At 60.5% G+C, this 23621-nt stretch carries 18 protein-coding genes; 8 read left to right on the plus strand and 10 right to left on the minus strand.

The window, feature by feature from the left end; all coding sequences use genetic code 11:
• Nucleotides 1-260 precede the first annotated feature (260 nt).
• On the plus strand, nt 261-938 hold the full coding sequence (gene nth, locus I2H31_RS12050) for an endonuclease III (RefSeq protein WP_196293291.1): 678 nt from the start codon (nt 261-263) through the stop codon (nt 936-938).
• A gap of 111 nt (nt 939-1049) precedes the next feature.
• On the opposite strand, the gene I2H31_RS12055 is transcribed toward nth, so the two are convergent.
• Together I2H31_RS12055 and gldB are read right to left on the minus strand one after the other, a co-directional pair.
• The gene (locus I2H31_RS12055) at nt 1050-2252 is read right to left on the minus strand and encodes a glycosyltransferase family 4 protein (protein WP_196293292.1); all 1203 of its coding nucleotides are present in this window, start codon (nt 2250-2252) and stop codon (nt 1050-1052) included.
• Nucleotides 2253-2330: 78 nt separating this feature from the next.
• The gene (gene gldB, locus I2H31_RS12060) at nt 2331-3356 is read right to left on the minus strand and encodes a gliding motility lipoprotein GldB (protein ID WP_196293293.1); all 1026 of its coding nucleotides are present in this window, start codon (nt 3354-3356) and stop codon (nt 2331-2333) included.
• Between the two features lie 79 nt (nt 3357-3435).
• Here gldB and I2H31_RS12065 point away from each other — a divergent pair, with 79 nt between their 5' ends.
• Nucleotides 3436-4113, plus strand: coding sequence for a porin family protein (locus tag I2H31_RS12065; protein ID WP_196293294.1), 678 nt, complete (start codon nt 3436-3438; stop codon nt 4111-4113).
• Nucleotides 4114-4199: 86 nt separating this feature from the next.
• On the opposite strand, the gene I2H31_RS12070 is transcribed toward I2H31_RS12065, so the two are convergent.
• The 3 genes from I2H31_RS12070 to I2H31_RS12080 all read right to left on the minus strand — a co-directional run bounded on the left by I2H31_RS12070 (nt 4200) and on the right by I2H31_RS12080 (nt 7525).
• A complete protein-coding gene (locus I2H31_RS12070; RefSeq protein WP_196293295.1) occupies nt 4200-5807 on the minus strand; it encodes an Rne/Rng family ribonuclease in 1608 nt (535 codons plus the stop codon).
• A gap of 339 nt (nt 5808-6146) precedes the next feature.
• Nucleotides 6147-7067: a tetratricopeptide repeat protein gene (locus tag I2H31_RS12075; protein ID WP_196293296.1), complete on the minus strand. Its 921-nt coding sequence runs from the start codon at nt 7065-7067 to the stop codon at nt 6147-6149.
• 149 nt (nt 7068-7216) lie between these two features.
• Nucleotides 7217-7525, minus strand: coding sequence for an HU family DNA-binding protein (locus tag I2H31_RS12080; RefSeq protein ID WP_190928317.1), 309 nt, complete (start codon nt 7523-7525; stop codon nt 7217-7219).
• A gap of 189 nt (nt 7526-7714) precedes the next feature.
• Between I2H31_RS12080 and mutY the strand changes: the two genes are divergently transcribed.
• The 4 genes from mutY (at nt 7715) to recG (ending at nt 12308) form a co-directional block, all read left to right on the plus strand.
• A complete protein-coding gene (mutY, locus tag I2H31_RS12085) occupies nt 7715-8797 on the plus strand; it encodes an A/G-specific adenine glycosylase (protein ID WP_230687726.1) in 1083 nt (360 codons plus the stop codon).
• 141 nt (nt 8798-8938) lie between these two features.
• A complete protein-coding gene (locus tag I2H31_RS12090; RefSeq protein WP_196293297.1) occupies nt 8939-9373 on the plus strand; it encodes a single-stranded DNA-binding protein in 435 nt (144 codons plus the stop codon).
• Between the two features lie 156 nt (nt 9374-9529).
• Entirely contained in the window at nt 9530-10117 is a 588-nt protein-coding gene (gene gldD / locus I2H31_RS12095; RefSeq protein ID WP_317192220.1) for a gliding motility lipoprotein GldD, read from the plus strand.
• Nucleotides 10118-10208: 91 nt separating this feature from the next.
• Nucleotides 10209-12308 carry an ATP-dependent DNA helicase RecG gene (gene recG / locus I2H31_RS12100; protein WP_196293298.1) on the plus strand — a complete coding sequence of 700 codons (2100 nt, stop codon included), beginning with the start codon at nt 10209-10211 and terminating at the stop codon, nt 12306-12308.
• A gap of 76 nt (nt 12309-12384) precedes the next feature.
• Here recG and I2H31_RS12105 read toward each other — a convergent pair whose 3' ends face one another.
• Nucleotides 12385-12615: a hypothetical protein gene (locus I2H31_RS12105; RefSeq protein ID WP_196293299.1), complete on the minus strand. Its 231-nt coding sequence runs from the start codon at nt 12613-12615 to the stop codon at nt 12385-12387.
• 310 nt (nt 12616-12925) lie between these two features.
• On the opposite strand from I2H31_RS12105, the gene I2H31_RS12110 reads away from it, so the two are divergent.
• Both I2H31_RS12110 and I2H31_RS12115 read left to right on the plus strand, forming a co-directional pair.
• A complete protein-coding gene (locus I2H31_RS12110; RefSeq protein WP_196293300.1) occupies nt 12926-14386 on the plus strand; it encodes a hypothetical protein in 1461 nt (486 codons plus the stop codon).
• Nucleotides 14387-14641: 255 nt separating this feature from the next.
• Entirely contained in the window at nt 14642-18202 is a 3561-nt protein-coding gene (locus I2H31_RS12115) for a beta strand repeat-containing protein (protein WP_196293301.1), read from the plus strand.
• A gap of 74 nt (nt 18203-18276) precedes the next feature.
• On the opposite strand, the gene I2H31_RS12120 is transcribed toward I2H31_RS12115, so the two are convergent.
• From I2H31_RS12120 to I2H31_RS12135, 4 genes are all read right to left on the minus strand, one after another.
• On the minus strand, nt 18277-19746 hold the full coding sequence (locus I2H31_RS12120) for a fibronectin type III domain-containing protein (RefSeq protein ID WP_196293302.1): 1470 nt from the start codon (nt 19744-19746) through the stop codon (nt 18277-18279).
• A 305-nt stretch (nt 19747-20051) separates the two neighbouring features.
• Nucleotides 20052-21842: an acyl-CoA dehydrogenase family protein gene (locus tag I2H31_RS12125; protein WP_196293303.1), complete on the minus strand. Its 1791-nt coding sequence runs from the start codon at nt 21840-21842 to the stop codon at nt 20052-20054.
• Nucleotides 21843-22082: 240 nt separating this feature from the next.
• On the minus strand, nt 22083-22325 hold the full coding sequence (locus tag I2H31_RS12130; RefSeq protein ID WP_196293304.1) for a hypothetical protein: 243 nt from the start codon (nt 22323-22325) through the stop codon (nt 22083-22085).
• 75 nt (nt 22326-22400) lie between these two features.
• The gene (locus I2H31_RS12135) at nt 22401-23585 is read right to left on the minus strand and encodes an acetyl-CoA C-acyltransferase (RefSeq protein ID WP_196293305.1); all 1185 of its coding nucleotides are present in this window, start codon (nt 23583-23585) and stop codon (nt 22401-22403) included.
• Between the last annotated feature and the right edge of the window lie 36 nt (nt 23586-23621).

The raw sequence follows: 23621 nt of genomic DNA on the forward strand, positions 1-23621 counted from the left end.
TCGCGCACTTTTTTAGCCAAATCCTGAGTCCGTTCAACTTTTTGTGGCAGCCGCTGCAGCCCCGCCGCTGGAGCCGCAAGCACAAGAGTTGAAGGAAACAGCTGTTTCAGCCGCCCGCAATAGAACGGTCATGCGGAACGCAGGGAAGCATCTCTACCGCACTAGTAAAACCCGAATAACCGGATTACTTGCGCGGTAAAGATGCTTCCCTGCGTTCCGCATGACCGTTCTATTTTTGCCCGCTCTAGCCTCCCTTCCGCATGCGCCGCGCCGACCGCTTTCAGTACTTCATCGACTACTTCACCACCAACTTCCCGGAGCCCAAAACGGAACTGGTATACGGCAACCCGTACGAGTTGATAGTGGCTGTGGTGCTCAGCGCGCAGTGCACCGACAAGCGCGTGAACCTGGTGATGCCCCCGCTGCTGGCCCAGTTTCCCACCGCCGCGCACCTGGGTGCCGCCTCGGCTGAGGAAATTCTGCCCTTCATCAGCAGCATCTCCTACCCCAACAACAAGGCCAAGCACCTGGCCGGCCTGGGCCGCATGCTCACCGAAGATTTCGGCGGCGAAGTGCCCAGCCAGCTTGATGAGTTGCAGCGCCTGCCGGGCGTGGGCCGCAAAACCGCCAACGTGGTGGCGTCCGTCATTTACAACCAGCCCACCATGGCGGTGGATACGCACGTTTTCCGGGTATCGCACCGCATCGGCCTCGTGCCGAAAACGGCCACCACGCCACTGGCCGTTGAGAAAGGCTTGGTGAGGTATATCCCCGAAGAAGTAATTCCCAAGGCTCACCACTGGCTCATTTTGCACGGTCGCTACATCTGCGTGGCGCGCTCGCCGAAGTGCAGCATTTGCCCGCTGGCGCCCAGCTGCGCCTATTTTGAAAAGCACTTTGGGAAAGCGGCAGCTTATGTACCGATTTCCGGAAAATAGCTTAACTGGCCTCAATCGGTCAGTTTTGACGGCTACCACGTCGGTTTTCAGCACACAAAGTTCAATTTGCAGCACAACGGAGCACAAACCTCCTTTGCTTTAGTACAAAATTTATCGAGCAGCTTTCTCCAGCATCGTTTGCACGGTTATGGCCAGTTGCTGCCGGTCAAATTGCTGCGCGGCCAGACGGTGGCCTTGCTCACCAGCATAAGCCAGTGCCCCGGGCTGCGCTAGCACCTCGCGTAGCTTCGCAGCCAGTGCGTCGGCATTGCCAGCGGGCACATACCAACCGCAGCGGTGTTGCTCCACCAGCGCTTTGGTCCAGCCCCGGTTGGTGACGATAACCGGCGTGCCCACGGCCAGCGAATCGTACAGCTTGGCGGGCGAATTGGCATCCAGCACCGGCAAATCGAGAAACGACACCACCGAAATTTCAGCCAGCGCAAACCAGCTGAAAACCTGATGCCGCGCCTGCCCGCCCACCAAGCGAATATGCGCTGGCCAACGCCGCGCCGCCGCCGCAATCAGCGGCTCATGAAACCCGTGGCCCAGAAACAGCCACACCACCTCGCCGCCTTGTTCAGCCATGGCTTCGGCCGCCGCTACCAGCGTGGGAATGTCATTGGCGCGGCCAAAAGTCCCGGCGTACAGAATCACCTGCTTGCCCACCAGCCCCTGCCGCCGCCGTAGCTCCTCAACCGCTGCCGGCGTGGCCCGGGCCGCCAAATCCAGGTCCGTCCCGTTGAGCACCGTCGCCACTTTCCCGGGCGCGATGCCCAAATCAGTCACGTACCGCGTCATATCTGGCGAGAGCGGCAGCACCCGTTGGGCACTTTGGTACAGCCGTTTTTCCAGCCGAAAAAGCTGCTGTCGGGCCAGCGCAGTGGGCACTGCACCCATGGCAATGGGAAACGACGGCCACAAATCCTGTACCTCAAACACCCACGGTACCCGCCGCCACCGCGCCACCTGCGCCGCCGCCCAGGCCGCCGTCAGCGGCGTACTGATGCCCCAAATCACGTCCGGCTGGTCGATGCGCAGCCCTTCGCGCACGGCCCAGGCCGCGTATTGGGCAAAAGCCAGGGCACGCCGGGCCGGGCCCATTTTGTTGTCGTAAGGAATGCGGGCTTCGCGGATTTCCACGCCGGCCGGCACCCACGGAAACTCATGGGTGAGCTGCTGGCCTTTCCAGGCGGGCGTAGTCAGCAGCGTTACCCGGTGCGTTTTGGCAATATGCGCCAGCAGCGTGTAGTGCCGGCTGGTGGCCGGGCAGTCGGGACTGGTGTGGTACTGGCTGAAAACGGCAATATGCATGAGTATGACGAGGGGCCATCATCCTTCGCTGCGCGGACGCCAGATGAGGATGACAGCTGGGGCATTACTGGATTGCCGTTACTCGTGCATGGGCCGGTAGTGCGACTCGTTCAGGATGCGCTGGGCATTTTTTTCGGCCATCAGGCGGCCCAGGGGCACGTTGGGGTGCAGCGACATGTATTTACGCACAATTTGCAGCCCCACCCACTGGCCCACCCGGCCGGGGCAGGTTTTATCGATTTCGGGCACGTTGGGCCGCTCGCCTACGTATTTCTGCAGCAGGAAAGGCGTGGTCGAGTACAGCAGGTTTTTCTCCAGAAAATGGCCCCAAACCCGCGGTTCGTTGGCTTCCAGGCCAGCCATTTCGCGCCGGGTGTAGCCCATGAGCAGCGAATCGGGGGTGCAGGGCAGCATCTGGCTGGCGAAGTAGAGGGCCTTGCCTTCGTGCACCATGGCGTCGAGCATGGTGTTGGCGGTCAGCTCGTGGCGGTTGTATTTACTCGACACGTTGTGCGCCAGCAGCGGCATCAGACCGGCCGGCGTGTAGCGCCGCAGCATGTACTGGGGCAGGTCGGGCCGCTTGCTGGCTTTAGGCCCCACAAACCAGTCCAAACTCATTACCAACAAGCTGTCGTTCACATAAATATCTTTCGCCAGAAAACCACTTACATAAGTATTGGCCGGGGGCACCCGAAAATCAGGAAAGTAGTAGTGCACCCGCCGGAATACCTCGCTCAAGTCGTGCCGCAGGGCCGCGCTGTCTGGAAATGCTGCGGCCGTTTCGCGCCCCAGCTGCTGCAAGGCGGCATTGGTGGCCAGCTGCGTCAAACTGCTTTCCAGCTCCTTTCCGTTGGCCGGCTGGCGCTGCAGGTAGTACCGCGCAAAGGCCGGATGCGCCGCCATAAACTGCTGGGCATCCGCGGGCGCCTTGATAGCAAAAAATGCCTGTTCGAGGCGCTGCACCTTCACAGGCACCGTCGGCGCATCGGCCGCTGCGTCGACCCGGCAGCTTTCCGCCGGGCCCTTTTTGCAGGCGGCAAGGCCCAGGCTTCCTACTAAAAACAGGGGCAGCCAGCGCCGCCAGGCAAAATTATTCGTATCCACGCTCGTTACTTTGGAGTAAAATTAGCCAAAAACCTACCGGCAGTCGGTAGTTTCCATCAGAGTAGCCGTATCTGTACGCATGAAAAAAATAGTACTCGCCGCACTGGCCCTCTTTGCCTCCGTTGGCACGGCCTCCGCCCAGGTCGAAATCGGCCTTAAAGTCTCGCCATCCATCACCAGCCTGCGGGCCGAATCTACCTCGGCCAACTCTTTCAAGAGCGACGGCAGCCAGCTCGGTTTCGGCGGGGGCCTGGTAGTCGATTATTTCTTTGGCGAAAACTACGCCTTCAGCACCGGCCTGTGGCTCACCGGCAAAGGCGGCACCATTTCCTACACGGACATTTCCGGCAACACGCCGCTGGCGGTAAAGCCCAAAATCAGCACCCAATACCTGGAGCTGCCGGTTACCATCAAGCTTTTCACCAACGAAATTGCCCCCGCCACGCGCCTGTATTTCCAGGTTGGCCCCACGCTGAACGTGCCCATTGGCACGCGCATCAACGGCGACAAGTTTTTCACCGACCCCGCTACCGGCAAAGAAAACAAGGCCAGCGAATACATCTACTTCATCGATGCCGACATCATGGCCGGCGCCGGGGTCGAATACCAGTTAGGCAAAAGCACGAAGCTTTTCGCCGGCCTCAGCTACCACCGCGGCTTAGTCGACATCGACCACTACTTTGAGAGCAACCGGGGCTTCAAGGACGTCACCATCAAAAACAGCTCCTTCGGCCTCGACGTGGGCATCAAGTTTTAACGCTGCATTACCCAGCAAAAAGCCCCAGCCTCCGGAGAAGCTGGGGCTTTTTTGGTTGTCTCAAGCTGTTTGCAAACCGGCCAAAGCTAGTCCACAATTTCCACCTCGCGGTCCTGCAAACGGCTCATGGCGGCGGCCGACGAACGCAGCTGGATTTCCTCGCCCCGCTCGTCCTCGATGCGGTAGTCGGTGAGGCCCAGGCTGCTGTCTTTCACCACCTTCACCCATTTGTAGTACTTGAGGTACCACTTCATCTGACGCGAAACCAGCCCTTTGGTGTAGTACGCGTGCAGGAACGGGTGCACCGACAGCGTAATGCCCGACTGGTTCTGGTTCACCAGCAGGTCGTCGATGCTGTTGTCGATGTCGTCCGTAACCTGGATGGAGGCCGAAATCTTGCCTGTGCCGCCGCAGGTGGGGCACACCTCGCCGGTCACGATGTTTTCGGCCGGCCGCACGCGCTGCCGCGTGATTTGCAGCAGGCCAAACTTGGTGATGGGCAGCACCGTGAACTTGGCCTTGTCGTGCTTCATCACGTCGCGCACGGCGTCTTCCACCTTCTTGCGGCTTTCCGCCGACCGCATGTCGATGAAGTCGACCACGATGATGCCGCCCATGTCGCGCAGGCGCAACTGCCGGGCCACCTCTTTGGCCGCCAGCATGTTAATCATCAGCGCGGTCGCCTCCTGGTCGTTCTCCTGATTGCTCTTGCTGCCCGAGTTCACGTCGATGACGTGTAGGGCCTCGGTGTGCTCAATCACGAGGTAGCCGCCGCCGGGCACGGTTACCGTCTTACCAAACAACGTTTTGAGCTGTTTCTCGATGCCGGTTTGCTCGAATATTTTGATTTTCGAGTTGTGCAGCTTCAGCAGGCCGAGCTTGTCGGGCGCGATTTTCTGGATATAGTCGCGCATCTCCTCGTACATGGCCGGCGCGTCGACCATGATGCTGTCGAAGGACTCGTTCAGCATGTCGCGGAGCATGGAAGAGGTGCGGCCGAGCTCGCCCAGCACCTTATCATTGGGCTTGGCAGTGCGCAGCGTGGTGTACATCTGCTCCCACTTGGCCACCATGTCCTGCATGTCCTTGTCCAGTTCGGCCACTTCACGCCCCTCCGCCACCGTGCGGATGATGACGCCGAAGTTCTCCGGCTTAATACTGGCAATGAGCCGTTTGAGACGGTCGCGCTCGGCCTTGCTCACTATCTTTTTACTCACGCTGATGGTGTTCGAAAACGGCATCAGCACGAGATAACGCCCGGCCATCGAAATGTCGGTGCTCACGCGGGGGCCTTTGGTCGAAATCGGCTCCTTGATGATTTGGACGACGATTTGCTGCCCTTTCTTAAATACGCTTTCGGCCTTGCCCACTTTGTCCAGCGGGGGCTCAAACGTGAATTTTTCCAGCCCGGCGCTAGGCGCCCGGCCGCTCTGGACGGTGCGCGCCCACTTCGTGAAGGAGTTGTACTGCTCGCCGAGGTCGCCGTAGTGCAAAAACGCGTCTTTTTCGTAGCCGATGTCTACGAAAGCAGCGTTCAGGCCGGGCATCACCTTTTTCACGGTGCCCAGGAAGATATCGCCAACCGAATAGTTGGTGTCGTTGCGGTCGAAATGGTATTCAATCAGCCGCTTGTCTTGCAGCAACGCAATCCGCTCGCCTTCCTGAGTAGAATTAATGACTAATTCATTACTCAAAGCCTTGGTTTAGTTAAAGTAACCCGCCGACGATGCCGCCAAACCCCTACCCCGAAACCGGCAAAGGGAAGCCAGAACCATAAGTTCTGGCTTCCCTCGCGAGCCACGGGAAAAGCACCTGCGCGGCCTCCGTCGGAGGCTACGTGAGAGATAGACGGCTGGCTCCTTTCCCGTTAGGAAAACTGCCGGCCGCCGCTACGCCCCGTGAGGCTTACTTCTTCTTGTGGCGGTTCTTGCGCAGGCGCTTCTTGCGCTTGTGGGTGGCAATCTTATGACGCTTTCTTTTTTTACCGCAGGGCATGATGCTTGGGGTTAAGTTGGTGATTGTTTGTGTGGTATCTATTTCAGCTTAGCAATTTCCTCGTCGACCGAAGCGGCCAGGGCGGGGTCGTTGCTCAGGCTTTTGGCAGCGAGGAAAGCTTGTTTGGCTTCGTCCTTGGCGCCGGTGCGGGCCAAAGTTACGCCGAGGTAAAACTGGCCGTTCACGTTTTTCGGATTGACTTTCACCAAATCCTTAAAACGCTGGACGGCTTTGTCGTACTGGTTGCTTTGCACCGCCAGAATGCCCATGTTGTAGAGGGCTTTCTCATTGCGGGGGTCGGCTTCCAGCACTTCGCGCAGGTACGAAATGCCCTGCACGGGGTTCTCGGAGGCCATGTAGGCCATGCCGAGGTTGGTTTTGGCGTCGAGGTTGCCGGGCTCTTTTTCCAGCACCTTGGCGTAGAGTTCCCGCGTCTTGCCGCCGAGCAGTTTCACCCGCTCGTCGGTGGTGGCAAAGCTATAGGCCTGGTAGTAAGCATCGGCTGCCTGCTGCCAGTTGGCAGCCGTGGGCTTGGCCAGCGCCACTTGTTCCAGATAATAGCCGGCACTGTCAAACCGCTCCACGCCGTTGTACCGGCGGGCCAGGGTGGTGGCCACCGCGGCTTTGGTAGCGGGCGTGGCGGCCGCGTATTCCTTCAGCAGGCGGTTGAGTTCCTGCCGCTGGGTGGCGGTGGCCGTGGTGTGCGGCGCGGCGGCGTTCGGGCCGTTGTTTCCCGTGGCCGTGGCCGGCACGGGCCCCGAGGATGCCTCCGTTTTGGAACCGTTAGTAGCGGGTCCGCCGCCGTCGCGGTTGGCCGTGGCGGCAGCGTCCTTGCTCAACTCCGAACGGCTTTCCTTGGGCTTCACGATGCCCTTCGGCAACACAAAAAGCCCTCCCACCAGCGCAAGCGCGGCGGCGAGGACGACCAATTGATGAGAAGCTGAACGGGTAGTAGCCATGGGCTGAAAAAAGCCGGCCGCCGGGCTTTCCCTTGCGGAAAAGACACCGGCGGCGCGGCCGGCAATTCTACAGTGGTTAGCAGTTAATGGCCAGTGGTTAAAATAATTATCACTAACCGTTGACCACTAACCGCTAACCGCTAAGATAACTAGGCTTTGGCCGCGGTGGCTTTTACCTTCTTGCTGTTTTTGATTTTGGCCACGAAGGTTTTCGACGGCTTGAAGCTCGGGATGTAGTGCTCCTCGATGATGAGCGACGTATTTTTCGAGATGTTGCGGGCCACTTTCCGGGCGCGCTTTTTGTTCACAAACGAGCCGAAGCCGCGCACATAGATGTTGTTGCCTTCCGTCATGGAATCTTTCACGACTTTGAAGAAAGCTTCAACAGTCATCAATACATCTGCTTTCTCGATGCCGGTCTTGGTGGAGATTTCGGCGATTACCTCAGCTTTAGTCACGTTGGTATGGTACTTAGGTGGTTGAAAAAATTACGTTTTTAGGCAAAAAAGTCCCGAATTCCAGCGTAAGCCTTTGCCTCGTAGGCGGTTCGCCCTCGAATTGGGGCCACAAAGGTAACCCCATTTTTTTGTTTTACCAATCACCCCTCCTAAACAAAGGGTGGGCCCAAATTATTCTCTTTCAAAATTTTGACCAAAACTGTCCCCCGCCCTTCCTTTCTGGCCTCCGCCCTGCTGGCATGGTACCCGCGGCACCACCGCGACCTGCCCTGGCGCCACACCCGCGACCCGTACGCTATCTGGCTGTCGGAAGTGATTTTGCAGCAAACGCGTGTGGCTCAGGGCCTCCCCTACTACGAAACCTTCTTGGCGGCCTACCCTACGGTGCAGGAAATGGCCGCCGCACCCGAGGCCGAAGTGCTGCGCTACTGGCAGGGCCTGGGCTACTACTCCCGGGCCCGCAACATGCACCGCACGGCCCAACAAGTGGTGGCCGAGCACGGGGGCAAATTTCCAAACACCTATGCCGAACTGTTGAAACTGCGCGGCATTGGCCCCTACACGGCGGCGGCCATTGCCTCCTTTGCCTTTGATGAAGCCGTGGCCGTGCTCGATGGCAACGTGTACCGGGTGCTGGCCCGCATTTTCGGGCTGCATTCGGATATCGCGGCGCCGAGTTCGCGCAAGGAGTTTCAGGCCGTGGCCGACCAGCACATTCCCGCCACCGCGCCGGCCGACTTCAACCAGGCCATTATGGAGTTTGGGGCCATTCAGTGCACGCCGGCCAAGCCGGACTGCCTGTTTTGCCCGTTGCAAAGCCAGTGCTGGGCTTTCAACCACGGGCAAGTGGCGCTGTTGCCCGTCAAGAGCAAGGCCAAAGCCGCGCGGACGCGCTACTTCCATTATTTCGTGCTTCGCCACGGCGAACAGACTTATTTAAGAGAGCGTCGCGAGAAAGATATCTGGCAGGGCTTGTACGACTTCGCGCTGGCCGAAACTACTGTGCCCGAGCTGGCGCCGGCCGAGCTAGTGCGCCACTTGGATGCGCTAGGCGCCGACCTCGACACCAGCCAGGCCGCCGAGCCTACCGCGGCTTACCGCCACGTGCTAAGCCACCAAAAGCTGGAGGCTAGGTTCCACCCCCTGGCGCTTACCAAGCCGCTGCCGGAAGCCACGTTGCGCGACCTAGGCCTGCGCGCCTATTCTGCCGCTGAAATTGAGGCGTTGCCTAAGCCCAAGCTGATTGCTAATTATTGCAGCCAGAACTTGTAAGGGCACAATTGCTATTCCGGTTAGAAATTTGTGCCTTTATTTTTGGCAAAATATTAGGAGACTCGCATTTTAGTTCTTAACTTTAAGGCAAGAAAGGGCCGGGTGGCCCTTTCGATTCTGTATTTCCTAACGTGCAATAATATGGCCGGAGTGAACAAAGTGATTTTGGTAGGCAACCTGGGCAAAGACCCCGAGGTGCGGCATTTGGAAGGCGGCGTGAGCGTGGCTCACTTCACCCTCGCTACCAACGACTATTACAAAGACAAGCAAGGCAACCGCGTGGAGCGGACCGAGTGGCACAACATCTCGGCGTGGCGCGGCTTGGCCGACATGGCCGATAAATACCTCAAAAAGGGCCAGCAAGTCTACATCGAGGGCAAGCTGCGCACCCGCCAATACCAGGACAAGGACCAGCAGACGCGCTACATCACCGAAATCATCGCCGACGAGATTTCGATGCTGGGCGGCCGGCCTCAAGGTTCCGCCGGCGCGGCCGGAGAAGCCAGCGGCGCCGGTGCGGCCGAAGCCCAGCAAACCTTTCGCCAAGAGCCGGAGCTGGACCAGTTGCCTTTCTAGGCCTTATTCTTCCAATTGGCTCGCAATTTTCAGGAAAAGCCCCGGCACTAGCCCGGGGCTTTTTTCGTTGCCTTCGGCACAAGCCAACGGTTACCTTTGAGGCTTGGGACGCGGGCGCAGGCCGGGCGCCGCCATCTTATCAACCTACTCTACGTGGTGTCGAACCTGAAAAAACTTCCGGGGCTGCTGGCGCTGGCGCTGCTGGCGGCCTGCTCGTCGGCGCCGGACTTCACGCCCAAGCCCAAGGGCTACAACCGCATCGATTTGCCGCCGCACCGCTACCAGGAGCTGCCGGCCGGGCACCCGTATTCGTTTGAGTACTCGAAGGAAGCCGTAATCAAGCGCGACTCTTCCTACATGGCGCAGCCGCACTGGCTAAACGTGTACTACCCGCGGTTGCACGCCAACGTGCAGATTACCTACATGGACGTGCAGCGTGACCGCCGCCTCTATAACAAGATGATGGAGGACGCCCGCAAGCTCACCGGCAAGCACGAAATCAAGGCCACGGCCATTGATGAGCGCATTCTGAAGACGCCGAGCGGCATGCGCGCCTCGGTGTTTGAGCTGCAGGGCGAGGTGCCGAGCCAGTTCCAGTTTTACACCACCGACAGCACGCACCACTTTCTGCGGGGCGCCCTGTACTTCAAAACGGCCACGGCCAACGACTCGCTGGCGCCCGTGATTGAGTACGTGAAGACGGACATGGTGCGCATGCTTAACACGCTTAAGTATAAGAACTAAGCTGAGAGCTATTGGCTGTTAGCTTATGGCCTTTTCGTTCATCTATAATTAGCAGGCTAACGGCTAATGGCTCGCAGCTAATAGCTAACCAATGAGTAACTTCTTCAACACCCGGCTGGAGTTTTTGCGCACGGTGGGCAGCACCCAGCGGGCGCAGCTGCTGGGCAAAGAGTTGGGCCTGTTCACCTACGGTGACCTGATTCAGCGCTACCCGTTTCGCTACCTCGACCGGACGCAGGTGTATAAGGTGGCCGACCTCAACGAAGACTTGCCCTACGTGCAGGTGAAGGGCATGCTGCGCGGCAAAGAGCTGGTGGGCGAAGGCCCCAAGCAACGCCTGACCGCCAAGGTGGGCGATGGCACCGGCGAGTTGGATTTGGTGTGGTTCAAGGGCATTAAATGGGTGCAGCAGGTTGCCAAAAACAACCAGGAATACATCGTTTTCGGCAAGCCTACCATGTTCAACGGCCGCCCGCAGATGGCGCACCCGGAACTGGAGGAGGTGAGCGAGAACAAACCGGGCCAGAGCTTTTTGCAGCCGGTGTACAACACCTCGGAGAAGCTCAAAAATTATCATCGGGTTGACAGCAAGGCCATCATGCGCATGGTGGCGGAGTTGCTGAAGCTGGCGCAGTCGCACATCACGGAGTCGTTGTCGCCGGCCCTGATTCAGCACTACGGGCTGATGCCCAAGGCGCAGGCGCTGCAGCAGATTCACTTCCCGCAGAGCCCGGAACTGCTGGCGGCGGCCAAGTTCCGGCTGAAGTTTGAGGAATTGTTCTACGTGCAACTGAAGTTGCTGCGGCAGCGCGACCAGCGCAAGGTGACGCTGGCCGGGCAGATTTTCAACCAGGTGCCGACGCTGGTGGACTTTTATAAAAACCACCTCACGTTTGATTTGACCGGGGCGCAAAAGCGCGTCATCCACGACATCTACAAAGATTTTTGCGCCGGGCAGCAGATGAACCGGCTGCTGCAGGGCGACGTGGGCTCGGGCAAAACCATCGTGGCCTTCATTGCCATGCTGATGGCGGCCGACAATGGGGCCCAAAGCTGCATGATGGCGCCCACCGAAATCCTGGCCGACCAGCACTACGTGGGCCTGAAAGTGTACGCCGACGCCCTGGGCATCAAGCTGGGCAAGCTGACGGGCAGCACGCCCACCCGCGAGCGCCGCGTGCTGCACGAGGAGCTGCGCAACGGCACCATGCACATGCTGGTGGGCACCCACGCCTTACTCGAAGACGTGGTGCAGTTCCGCAACCTGGGTTTGACCATCATGGACGAGCAGCACCGCTTTGGGGTGGCGCAACGCTCCAAGCTGTGGCAGAAAAACCCGCACGTCATCCCGCACGTGCTGGTGATGACGGCCACGCCCATCCCGCGCACGCTGGCCATGACGCTGTACGGCGACCTGGACGTGAGCGTGATTGACGAGCTGCCGGCCGGCCGCAAGCCCATTGTGACGGTGCACCGCTACGACGCCAACCGCTTGAAGGTGTTTGAGTTCATTCGGGACCAGGTGAAGCTGGGACGGCAGGTGTACATCGTGTATCCGCTGATTGAGGAATCGGAAACGATGGACTACAAGGACCTGACCGACGGCTACGAGAGCGTTAGCCGGGCCTTTCCCGAGTTCCAAATCAGCATCGTACACGGGCGCATGAAGGCCGAGGAAAAGGACTTCGAAATGCAGCGCTTCATCAAGCGCGAAACCCAGATTATGGTGGCCACCACCGTGATTGAGGTAGGCGTAAACGTGCCCAATGCCTCGGTGATGGTGATTGAAAGTGCCGAGCGGTTCGGGCTGTCGCAGCTGCACCAGCTGCGCGGGCGCGTGGGCCGCGGTGCCGACCAGAGCTACTGCATCCTGATGACGGGCTTCAAGCTGAGCAAAGACGCCCGCACCCGCCTCGAAACGATGGTGCGCACCAACAACGGCTTCGAAATTGCCGACATCGACCTCAAGCTGCGCGGCCCCGGCGACCTCATGGGCACCCAGCAAAGCGGCGTGCTCGACCTGCTGATTGCCGACCTGGCCAAGGACGGCCGTATTCTGAGCGAAAGCCGGGCGGCGGCGCAGGCCCTGCTCACGGAAGACCCCAACCTGATGCAGCCCGAAAACGCCAACATTCGGCGGCACATCGAAAGCCTGCCGGCCACGGCCGTGAACTGGAGCCGAATCAGCTGAAGAGGCGGCCGTGGGCGGCGGCCGGGGAACCGGGCAAAAAAAAAACGACCTTGTTACAAGTCGTTGAAAAATATCGCTAAAACATTTCCGTTATGAAGCCGCTGCCGCTCTGCTGCGGTGGGTTTTGCTGTCGGGCCGGCTTCACGGGCTCGGAAGTGAGCACCTGATGCACCAGGACAACGGAAGAGGTATCGGGCCGGGTTTGAACGGCATTGGGTTGCGCTACAGTGGCCGGGAGGGTCGTTTTGGCAAACTTACCCCCGATGATGAGGGCTGATAAAAGAGAGAACTTAAGCAGGGATTTCATAATAACTATATATAACAGCGGGGTCAAAGGTAACTCATAACCTGGAGTTTGTCAAGTCCGGGCTGAAGAGCTACGCCGTGAGCGGGGCTGAGGAAACCATGAGTGAGGCGGGCATTTTGCGTGAGCTTTTTGCCCCTACAAAGGAAACGGGTTCCCTGTACGGAGGCGTTGCAAACAGGTTATGGTTGGGATAACTTTTTTTTACGAGTGCCTTGCCTTTGCGGGGAGAAGCCAGAAAAATGCCATTACGAACGGTAGAATGGCTACTTTTGAAGGCCTATAGGGGCTCAAATTTCTTCTTATGATTCGAGTGCGTTTAAATTATATCCTGCGCCGGGCGTGGCTCCTGGGCGCGTTGGGCGGGGCCCTCTCCCAGCAGCAGGCCGCGGCCCAGAAAGTGAAGTCGGCTCCATTTAGCTACCTGCCCGAGCAGGGCGCCGACCGCTACGACATGCGCGTGCCGCGCAAGACCCTGGCCCTGACCGACGGCTCGGGCTTCGTCATCCTGGCGCACCAAAGCGCCGGCGGCTACGCCGTGGAGCGCTACGACGCCGACCTGAAAAAGCTTTGGAGCACCGCCATTCCCGTCACGCCCGACGAAACCCTGGAAGCCTTCGGGCGCGGCTCGAAGCAGGCGCTGGTGGTGCTGCACCACAAAGACGACGCCGGCCAAAACCTGGCCGTGGTGGGCGTGAACCTGCAAACCGGCCAGCGCAGCCCCGCCAAAGTGGTGATGAACGTGGCGCCGCGCGACCGCCGCCCGGGCGTGTCCATCTCGCCCGATGGCAGCCGGCTGCTGGCCTTCCGCTACCTCACCTACGGCCAGCAGGTGAAGAGCATCGCGGCCACGCTCTTCGACCAGGAATTGCTGAAACTAGAGGAAAAGACCTACGATTTCCGCGAATTGGGCGACTTTTTTTCGCCCGCCGTGCACGTGGCCAATGACGGCACGCAGTACGTGACGCTGGTGAGCGACGGCATGAAAAAGCTGACCGTGCGCCGCTACCCGGCCGGCCCCACGGGCGAAGTGAAGGTGCTGGGCGTGCCCGTGGGCGGCGTGTTTGGCGGGCGCACCGTGACCGTGCGCGACACCAAATTCACGGTGCTGAGCGACGGCAGCCTGTACGCGGCCGCCCTTTGCGCCGACTACGCCACCGGCGAGTATTACAGCCTGAAAGTGGTGAAATACGATTTCAGCGGCGGCGACATGAAGTTCTCGCCCGAATTTCGGTTTACGCCAGCCTACCTGGCCGAAGTGAGCAAGGCCAGCGGCCTCGACGTGAAGCGCCTGGAAGACGTGTACCTGGCCGACATGCTGCTGAACGCCGACAAGCAACTGGTAGTCATCGCCGAAAAGCATTTTGAGGAAGGCGGCAGCGAGTCGCCGGTGCACGCGCGGGAGCTGCACCTGTTTGGATATAATGAGTTTGGCGCGCCCACCTGGCACAGCCTCGTGGCCAAAGACCAGGTGGCCCCGGCCGTGGACGCCTACACGGGCATCGGTTTCCGGGCCGCCGTGTTCGGCAACACCTTGCAGCTGCTCACGTTGGAAAACCTCAACAAGAAATCGGACCTCTACCTGCGCCGCGTGAACACCCAAACCGGCGTGGTGGGCGCCCCCGAGCGCCTCAAGCTGAACGTGGCCGACGACCAGCAGCTGGCCTACGTGAAGGATTTCACGACGTGGCTGAACGAGAAAACCATCGTCGGCGTGAGCCGGCCGAGCAAGAAATCGGCGGCGTTGCAGCTGGAGAAGATTGTGGCGAGATAAACCCGCGGGAATAGCTTTTGAAGAATGTAAACATTCCGAAAATCGGATAATCAAGTTCCGACAACGTTCCCGACATCGATTGCGGAAATAAAGCTGGCATAAAGAGGGGAAGACAGGCCTTTTATAAGAGACCTTGCCGGATGCATTCTTACCAGGAATGCCCTATCCCACCCCTTTTTGCCTTTTATGTCTCACTTTTTACTTCTTTGCCGCAGGGCTGCAGCACACCCGCGTACTCTTCGTGTTTCCCTCTTTTTGCTCTTGCTGATGGGGGTGCTGCCCCGGGCGGGACGGGCACAATCAGTAGTGTTGGAGCAGTGGGCGCTGACGGCGAACAACAGCGCCACGCTGGCATCGGCCGGCACCGTGGCCACGGTGCCCACGCTGACCACGGGAGCCGCCGCCCCGCTGCCGACCAACAACCTGACCACGGCCAACGGGACGACGGTGCCGGCTGTGGCGGCGTATTCGGGCCTGGGCCAAGCACTTGCTCCGGCTGCTGATGGAGGTAGCTGGGGCAATAGCACGGCCTCGCCCCCCACGCGCTACGAGGAGTTTACTTACACTGTGGCGCCGGGCTACGCCGCCCGGCTCGATTCGCTGGTGTTCTCGACGGCGCTTTCCGGGGGCAGCAACGGACGGGTCGGCGTGAGCTATTCCATCGATGGCTTCGCGAATACCACTTACTTATCGGGTTCGTTGAGCAGCGGCCTGGTCAGCAACGGCGCCAGCCTGAACGCCACCAACAACGTGACGGCCGCTACCGACGCGTACACGGTGGTGCGCTTGGCGCTGAGCGGCAGCACCGGCCTGAAGCTGGCAGCCGGCAGCACGGTGGCCTTTCGGCTTTACTACGGCGTGTCAACCAGCAACACCGGCCGCTATGCGCTGCTGCGGAGCTTCTCGGTGAAAGGTCAGTCCATTACCATTGGCTCGGTGGGCGCCACTACCGCCAGTGCGACTTTTGCAGCGGCCAGCGGCTACACCTACGCCATCAGCACGACGCCGGCGGGCGGCACCGCCACGCTGGCAACTGCGCCCAGCAGCGCCAATGGCTACACGGCAACCTATGACCTCTCTGGCTTAGCGCCCGCTACCGCGTATACGGCCACGGTGGTGGGCACGCGCTCGGCCGCTCCCACCACCACGACCATTACCAGTGCGTCTTTCACGACGCAGTCGTCGTCCCAGCCGTGCGCCGCCGCTACCGGCCTGGCCGTGGGCAGCATCACGACTTCAACGGCCAGCGTTAGCTTCACGCCGGGCGCCAGCAATGTCAGTTACACCCTAACGTACTACCCGACCAGCACGCCTGCCTCGGCTATCACGGTTAGCCCGGCCCCCACGGCCTCGCCGGTGGCGCTCACGGGCCTCACGGCCGGCACGGCTTACACCGTGACGCTGCAAAGCGCTTGCAGCAACGGCGGCATCAGCGCTACGTCCACCCAAACGTTTACCACCACGGCCGTGGCCTGCGCCGACCCCTCGGGCCTGGCCGTCAGCGGTGCTACCAGCACTTCGGCCAGCGTGGGCTTTACGCCGGGGGCGGGCAATGCCAGCTATGTCGTGACTTATTACCCGACCAGCACCCCGGCTTCGGCCATCACGGTTTCGCCTGCGCCCACGGCCTCGCCGGTAGCGCTCACGGGCCTGACGGCTGGCACGCCCTATACCGTGACCCTGCAAAGCATCTGCAGCAACGGCGCCAGTACCTCGGTGCAAACCACCACTTTCACCACCGCCTCGCTTAGCTGCTCTAACCCCAACAGCGCCACGGCCATCACGAACGTTACCGGCACCACGGCCCGGGTAGATATTGTGGCCGGCACGAATAATGTCAGCTACGCGGTGACGTATTATCCGTCGGGCAACCCCGGGGCCACGGTAACGGTCACCTCGTCCACCACGCCCATCGACCTCGTGGGCCTGACGCCCAACACCTCTTATCTGCTAAACATCAAGAGCAATTGCGTCAACGGCGGCACCAGCACGGGCATCAACCGCAATTTTTCTACGCCAAGTGTGGCCTGCGCCGACCCGACCAGTGTGGCCGTGGGCAGCATTACGAATAGCTCGGCCAGTCTGAGTTTCACGCCGGGGGCGAGCAATACCAGCTACACCGTTGCCTATTACCCCACGGCCACGCCCGCGGCGGTTGTCACGGTTTCGCCCGCACCCACGGCGTCGCCGGTGGCGCTCACGAGCCTGACGGCCAACACGGCTTACACCGTGACGCTGCAAAGCACCTGCAGCAACGGCAGTTCCGGCACGGTAATTACCAGAACCTTCACGACCCTGGCCCCTTCGGCCTGCGACGCCCCTACAGGCGCGGCCGTGGGCAGCATCACCGCCACTTCGGCCAGCCTGAGCTTCGTGCCGGGCGCCAGCAATGCCAGCTACGTCGTGACTTATTACCCGACCAGCACGCCGGCTTCGGCCATCACCGTGGCCCCGGCACCCACCGCTTCGCCCGTGGCCCTGACCGGCCTGACGGGCAATACGGCGTACACCGTGACGCTGCAGAGCACTTGCAGCAACGGCCAGCTCAGCGCTGTGCAGACGCTTACGTTCACCACCCTTATTCCCAATTTCCTGCAGCAATGGTCGCTGAAGGTATCGGACGCCGATAGCGCGGGCATTCGGTCGGCGGCGGTGGCCGCGAGCATTTCGACGATGCGGCAGCTGGTGCCGTCCAACGGCACCACCGTGGCCGCTTATCCGGCCCGGTCGGCGCGCTACGGCCAGGCGTTTGCGCCGACGGCCGACGGCCTGTGGACCACCGCCGTTGGCGGCCCCGGCAGCAACCCCAACCGAACCATCTACCGGCAGTTCGTCATCAAGCCCGGCATGGGTTCGGTGCGGGTCGACTCGCTCGTTTTGTGGGCAGCCATGTACAATACGACCGGCAAAATGGCGGTGGTTTATTCCAAAACCGGCTTCAAGCCCAGCACTCCCGGCGGCGCGCTCGACTCGGTGGATGTGGCGGGGGGCAAAGGCCCTAGCGGCGCGCTGCCGGGCTCGGCCAGCGGGGCCTTTGCCGCGCCGGTTGCGCTGGCCAACCAGAACACGGGCCCCAACCAAGCGTACCGCTTTGCCCTGAACACCCCGGGCGCCGCGCCGGCAGCGGGCGTGGCGCTGCACCCCGGCGACAGCCTCACCGTGCGGGTGTATTTTTCTACCGGCAGCAGCTCCAATGGCCGCTATGCTTTGCTGAAAGACGTGTACACCATCGGCCAGTCCATCGTCACGCCGTTGCCCGTCACGCTCACCAGCTTCACGGCCACCCGCCAGGGCGGCGCCGCGGCCCTCAAGTGGACTACGGCCACCGAAATAAATAACGAGGCCTTTGAGGTGGAAGTAGCCACGGGCACCCAAACCCAGTTCCGCTCCATCGGCCGGCTGGCCGGTGCCGGCAATGGCCAAACCGCTCACACTTATCAGTTTTTGGATACGGAAGAAGGCAAAAAAGGCCTGCGCTACTACCGCCTCCGGCAGGTCGACAAAGACGGCACCACAACCTACTCTTCCCTGAGAAGCGTGCTGTTTGACGGTGGAACCGCCACCGCACTGCAGGTCTCGCCCAACCCCTTCCACAGCGATGCCGTTGCCCTCACCACCCAGGCCAACGCCAGCGCCCGCACCACCCTGCGCCTCACCGACGCGCTGGGCCGGACTGTGCGCACGCAGGAATTGACCGTGCCCGCTGGGAGCGCACAGCTCACCGTGAGCGGCCTCAGCGGCTTGCCCGCGGGCCTCTACCTGCTGCACCTTACGCTGGACGGCCGCCCGCAACAGGTAAAGCTGGTGCGCGAATAGTACCGAAACCACCTACTGAAAAAAGGCCGCTCCTGAATCCAGGAGCGGCCTTTTTTATAATATCAATCGAGGAGCTATTCTACTGCCAGATGCTGGCTGGCGGTCTGGCTGCCCACCCGCACCTGCACGGTATATAGGCCCGGCGCCAGGCCGGCCAGGTCGAGTTGGGTGCGGGTTTCGGTAGCGCCCAGCGGCACGGCCAGGGTGCGCACTTGCTGGCCCATGGCATTCAGCAAAAGCAGGCGGGCCTGGGCATTGCCGGCCGCGGCGGGCAGCACCAGCGTGGCCGCCTGATGCGCCGGGTTCGGAAACACGCTCACGCTGCCAGTATCCAGCGCGTTGCGGCGGGCCAACACCCCGCGGAAGGAATACGTAACCGGTGCCCCGGCCGTGAAGACCACCGTGCCGCCCGTGCCGCAGGCACTCGAAACGGTGATGGTGTAGGTTTGGCCGGGCACTAGGCCGGTGAGCACCACCGGCGACGAAGTGGATAGCACCCAGCGCGCCGAATCGGTGCCGGTGTAATAAGAAACCCGGAAGCTGGTGTTGTTCTGGCCCGGCGTGAAGCTCACGGTGGCGCTGGTGGCGCTGGTGCCCGTTACTACGATGTTCGACACCGCGCCGCAGGGCACCGGCACCGCCGCGGTGTGCACAATTACCATTCTCGGGCCCGAAGTGCTGGTAGCAGTGCAGTTGGTGAAGACGCGCACCACGTAGCTGGTGTTGGGCAGCAAGCCGGCGAGCGTAACCGGCGAGCCGGAAACCACAATCGTATGCGTGTTGACGCTGTCGCCCACCGCGTAGTACTGCACGGTATAGCTCGAAGCGCCCGAAACCGGCGTGAAGTTCAGGGTTGCCGTGCTGGTCGTGGTTGAAGTGCTGATGTTGCCCACCGTGGCGCAGGGAGCAGCCGGCGCGTTGGTGCGCACCGTAGCGGTAGCCGGCGCCGACTGAGCCCCGCTGCCGCAATTGGTGATGACGCGAATGCCGTATTGCGTATTCGGCTGCAGCCCGCTCAGCGCCACCGGCGATGCAATGGTGTTAACGGTCGTCGTCAGGGCCGTGCCCAACGGATAATACTGTACCTGGTAGCCGTTGGCCCCGGCCACCGCTGCGAAGCTCACCGATGCCGTCGTGGTGCCGGTGGCCGTGGCCGTCACCGCACTGGGAGCAGCGCACACGGTGGTCGTGGTGCCGGTTATCAACACAACCTGCGTGGGGCTGGCGGCGGTGCCTCCGCCAGCGCAGTTGCTCACTACGCTCACCACGTAGTAGCTGCCCACGTGCAGCCCCCAGAGCGTCATCGGCGACGTGGTCGTGGTGACCGTCCGGATGCCGGTGGCGGTGCTGTCGCCGGTCCAGTAATAGCGCACCGTGTAGCTCACCGCATTGGGCGAGGGCGTGAAGGTCACCACCACCGTCGAGTCGGAGGAACTGGTCACGCTGACGTTAGTAGGTGCTGCGCACGTTTGCGCCTGCGCGCCGGGGGCCAGCCAGCTCAGCGCTGCCACCAGCAATACCAGAAGGAAAGTAAAGCTTTTCATAAACCGTAAAAGGAAAGTGTGAAAGAAACGCAAGCCCGGCACCGTGCCCTGCTCTTTCTCCCAGACCAACCAAGCTTGCCAAAGGCTTCTTACCTATCCCACATTTTTATATAATTTCATCAATACTTGTCATTTCGCCATAAAAAAAGCCACTCCTGAAATCAGGAGCGGCTTTTTTTAATAATAATCTAGCCCGTCATGCAGAGCGAAGCATCTTTACCGCGCAATCCATTCATTTACTCGTGGCAGTAAAGATGCTTCGCTGCGCTCTGCACGATGGTCTGACTACCTGCGTGTCACGCAGCCTAGAACACGAATTCGTTCGCCTCAATCAGCTTGGCGGCCACGCGGCGGCGGGCTTCCTTCACGTTCAGCAGCTCGGTTTTGGTGAAGCGCTTGAGGCCCATGAGCAGCAGGCGCTGCTCATCGCCTTCGGCCATGCTGCCGATGGCGTCTTTGGCGGCCTTCTCCACGATGTCCACGGCGTCGGCGAGGTACACGCGGGCCATGTCCATTTGCGCGGCCACGGCCTCCTCCCCTTTCATCGACGCTTCCTTCTCCACGCGGAGCAAGGTGCTTTCGGCGATGTAGGTTTTGATGGCCATGTCGGCGATGTTCATCAGCAGCTCCTGCTCCTTGGCCAGGGTGGCGGTGAACTTCTGCACGGCCGAGCCGGCCACCATCAGCACCGCCTTTTTCAGGTTGGCAATGGTCTTGTATTCCTTGCTAAACAGGCCGGTTTCCTCGTCCTGGCTCAGGCTCGGGATGCTCAGCAACTCCTGCTGCACGGCCTGCGCCGGGCCCATCAGGTCGATTTCGCCCTTCAGGCCCTTCTTCAGAATCATGTCAACGGCCAGCAGGCGGTTGATTTCGTTGGTGCCCTCAAAAATGCGGTTGATGCGCGAGTCGCGGTAGGCGCGGTCCATCGGGTAGTCAGCCGAGAAGCCGTAGCCGCCGTAAATCTGCACACCTTCGTCCACCACGTAGTCAAGCACTTCCGAGCCTTCTACTTTCAGAATGGCGCACTCCACGGCAAACTCGCGGGCGGCGCCCAGCAGGGCCTCGTTCGAGCCTTTGCCTTCGGCCATCAGCTTCTGCTCCATGCGGTAGATGTCGTCGCCGGCGCGGTAGATGGCCGATTCCACGGCGAAAATGCGGATGGCCTGCTGCGCCAGCTTGGCGCGGATGGCGCCAAACTTCGAAATCGGCAGCTTGAATTGCACCCGCTCGTTGGCGTATTTCACGCTCAACGAAGCGGCCATTTTGGTGGCGCCCAGGCAGGCCGCGGCCAGCTTGATGCGGCCGATATTCAGCACGTTGAAGGCAATGAGGTGGCCTTTGCCAATCTCGCCCAGCACGTTTTCCTTGGGTACCAGCGCATCGGTCAAAAACACCTGACGCGTCGAGGAGCCCTTAATACCCATCTTGTGCTCCTCGTTGCCAAGGCTCAGGCCGGGCGTGTTTTTTTCCACGATGAAGCCCGTGAACTGCTCGCCGTCAATCTTGGCAAACACAATGAACACATCAGCAAAGCCGGCGTTCGTAATCCACATTTTCTGGCCATTTAGCACGTAGTGCGTGCCTTCGGCGTTCAGCACGGCTTTGGTTTTAGCGCCCAGGGCGTCGGAGCCGGAGCCGGGCTCGGTGAGGCAGTAGGCGCCCATCAGCTCGCCGCTGGTGAGGCCGGGCAGGTACTTGGCCTTCTGCTCGTCGTTGCCGAAGTACAGAATAGGCAGCATGGCGATGCCCGTGTGGGCCGCAAACGCCACCGGGAACGAGTGACCGCCGCCCACGCCCTCGGTCACGCGCAGGGCCGTGGGGAAGTCCATATCGAGCCCGCCGTACTGCTCCGGAATGCTCACGCCGAACAAGCCCAGCTGGCCGGCCTTCTCCATCAGGCCGCGCATAAGGCCTTCCTCGTGGTTGTCGAGGCGCTCCAGCAGCGGGTGCACTTCCGTTTGCACGAAGTCCAGACAGGTCTGGTACATCATGTTCTGCTCTTCGGTAAAGTCAGCCGGTGTGAAGACGCTCTGCGCATCCGTCGGCTTGATGATGAACTCGCCGCCTTTCAGGCTGGCATTCTGCGTTACTTCCATGACGGTTGAGTTGGATATTGAATGTTAAAAGTGTTAGGCACGCCTACTATTTTGAGAAACAACGGGCCAGCGGTTTTAGTGTTGCAAGGTAAGAAAAAATGTTAGGCGTGCCTACTATATCGGTGAAAGAAAACCCCGGTTGCGCGGGGTTTTTATTTTGTGTAGACTACTTCTCCTGAGAAGCGTGAAATTCATCTAGAAGAACAAAGAATTGCTTTAAAGCATCAATCTCATCAGTGCTCAAAAACTCAATAATCTTTGCCCATCCTTGTGTTGATTGACTTCGTATTTCTTTTCTATCCAAGAAGCGAATTCATCAAACAATGCCGCATCTTGAATCTCATGGTGTTTGCCGTAGAACCAGCCGCCTAGAAAACATCGCAGATGATGTATTGAAGGCTTCCCCAAATACATTGCTGGACGCTTTCTGATATCATTAAGAAGGTCAAAAACGGAGTTTTCCACTGCTATATTAGTTGCCATCTTTATTCAATTCTTAATGTTCAGCGAAAATGGTCGGATGAATTCCATTCGGCGCTTCACCCAACCATTCGACGGTTACTTCAGCAGCTCGTAGATGCCGGCCACGCCCTGGCCGCCGCCCACGCAGGCCGTGACCATGCCGTACTTCTTGCCGCGCTCGCGCAGCTCGTCGAAGAGCTGGATGCTGAGCTTGGCGCCGGAGCAGCCCAGCGGGTGGCCCAGGGCGATGGCGCCGCCGTTCACGTTCAGCTTCTCGGGGTCGATGCCGAGCTCGCGCACCACGGCGATGGACTGCGAGGCGAAGGCTTCGTTCAGCTCAATCAGGTCGATGTCGTCGAGCTTGAGGCCGGCTTGCTTGAGCACTTTCGGCACGGCTTTGATGGGGCCCATGCCCATGATGCGCGGGTCGACGCCTTCGGAAGCATAGTTCACCATGCGGGCCACGGGCTCCAGGTTCAGCTCTTTCACCATGCGCTCCGACATTACCAGCACGAAGGCGGCGCCGTCGGAAGTTTGGGAGGAATTGCCGGCGGTCACGGTGCCATTGGCAGCAAACACGGGGCGCAGCTTGGCGAGGGCTTCCACCGAGGTGTCGGCGCGGGGGCCTTCGTCGGTGTCTACTACGTAGGAGCGGTTTTTCTTCTTGCCGGTAGCCTGGTCGAGGTAGGTTTCCTCCACGGTCACGGGCACGATTTGCTTCTTGAATTTGCCGCCTTCGATGGCTTTGATGGCCTTCTGGTGCGAGTTGTAGGAGAATTCGTCCTGGTCCTGGCGGCTGATTTTGTAGTCGTTGGCCACGGCTTCGGCGGTGAGGCCCATGCCCATGTAATAGTCAGGGTGCTGCATGGCCAACTGGTAGTTGGGCACGGTTTTCCAGCCCACGGTGGGCACCATGCTCATACTCTCGGTGCCGCCCGCGATGATGCAGTCGGCCATGCCGGCCGAGATTTTGCCCACGGCCATGGCAATGGTTTCGACGCCGGAGCCGCAGTAGCGGTTCACGATGAGGCCGGGCACGTTGATGGGCAGGGCCAGCAGCGAAATCAGGCGGCCCATTTGCAGGCCCTGCTCGGCCTCCGGCACGGCGTTGCCGACGATGACGTCGTCGATGCGCGTGGGGTCGAGGGCGGGCACTTCGGCCACGAGGTATTTGATGACAGCGGCGGCGAGGTCGTCGGGCCGGGTGAAGCGGAAGCCGCCGCGCGGGGCTTTGCCCACGGCCGTGCGGTAGCCGGCTACGATATATGCTTGTTGAGACATGATAAGTGATGTAGGGGCGGGGCTTGACCCCGCCCG

Origin of the sequence: Hymenobacter ruricola, assembly GCF_015694525.1 — a bacterium.
GTDB classification, from domain to species: domain Bacteria; phylum Bacteroidota; class Bacteroidia; order Cytophagales; family Hymenobacteraceae; genus Hymenobacter; species Hymenobacter ruricola.

Excerpts from the sequence above, each read along its gene's own strand:
- nth (WP_196293291.1), top strand. The coding sequence starts at position 261 with ATGCGCCGCGCCGACCGCTTTCAGTACTTCATCGACTACTTCACCACC.
- I2H31_RS12055 (WP_196293292.1), bottom strand. The coding sequence starts at position 2,252 with ATGCATATTGCCGTTTTCAGCCAGTACCACACCAGTCCCGACTGCCCG.
- I2H31_RS12065 (WP_196293294.1), top strand. The coding sequence starts at position 3,436 with ATGAAAAAAATAGTACTCGCCGCACTGGCCCTCTTTGCCTCCGTTGGC.
- I2H31_RS12075 (WP_196293296.1), bottom strand. The coding sequence starts at position 7,067 with ATGGCTACTACCCGTTCAGCTTCTCATCAATTGGTCGTCCTCGCCGCC.
- I2H31_RS12090 (WP_196293297.1), top strand. The coding sequence starts at position 8,939 with ATGGCCGGAGTGAACAAAGTGATTTTGGTAGGCAACCTGGGCAAAGAC.
- recG (WP_196293298.1), top strand. The coding sequence starts at position 10,209 with ATGAGTAACTTCTTCAACACCCGGCTGGAGTTTTTGCGCACGGTGGGC.
- I2H31_RS12105 (WP_196293299.1), bottom strand. The coding sequence starts at position 12,615 with ATGAAATCCCTGCTTAAGTTCTCTCTTTTATCAGCCCTCATCATCGGG.
- I2H31_RS12120 (WP_196293302.1), bottom strand. The coding sequence starts at position 19,746 with ATGAAAAGCTTTACTTTCCTTCTGGTATTGCTGGTGGCAGCGCTGAGC.
- I2H31_RS12125 (WP_196293303.1), bottom strand. The coding sequence starts at position 21,842 with ATGGAAGTAACGCAGAATGCCAGCCTGAAAGGCGGCGAGTTCATCATC.
- I2H31_RS12130 (WP_196293304.1), bottom strand. The coding sequence starts at position 22,325 with ATGGCAACTAATATAGCAGTGGAAAACTCCGTTTTTGACCTTCTTAAT.
- I2H31_RS12135 (WP_196293305.1), bottom strand. The coding sequence starts at position 23,585 with ATGTCTCAACAAGCATATATCGTAGCCGGCTACCGCACGGCCGTGGGC.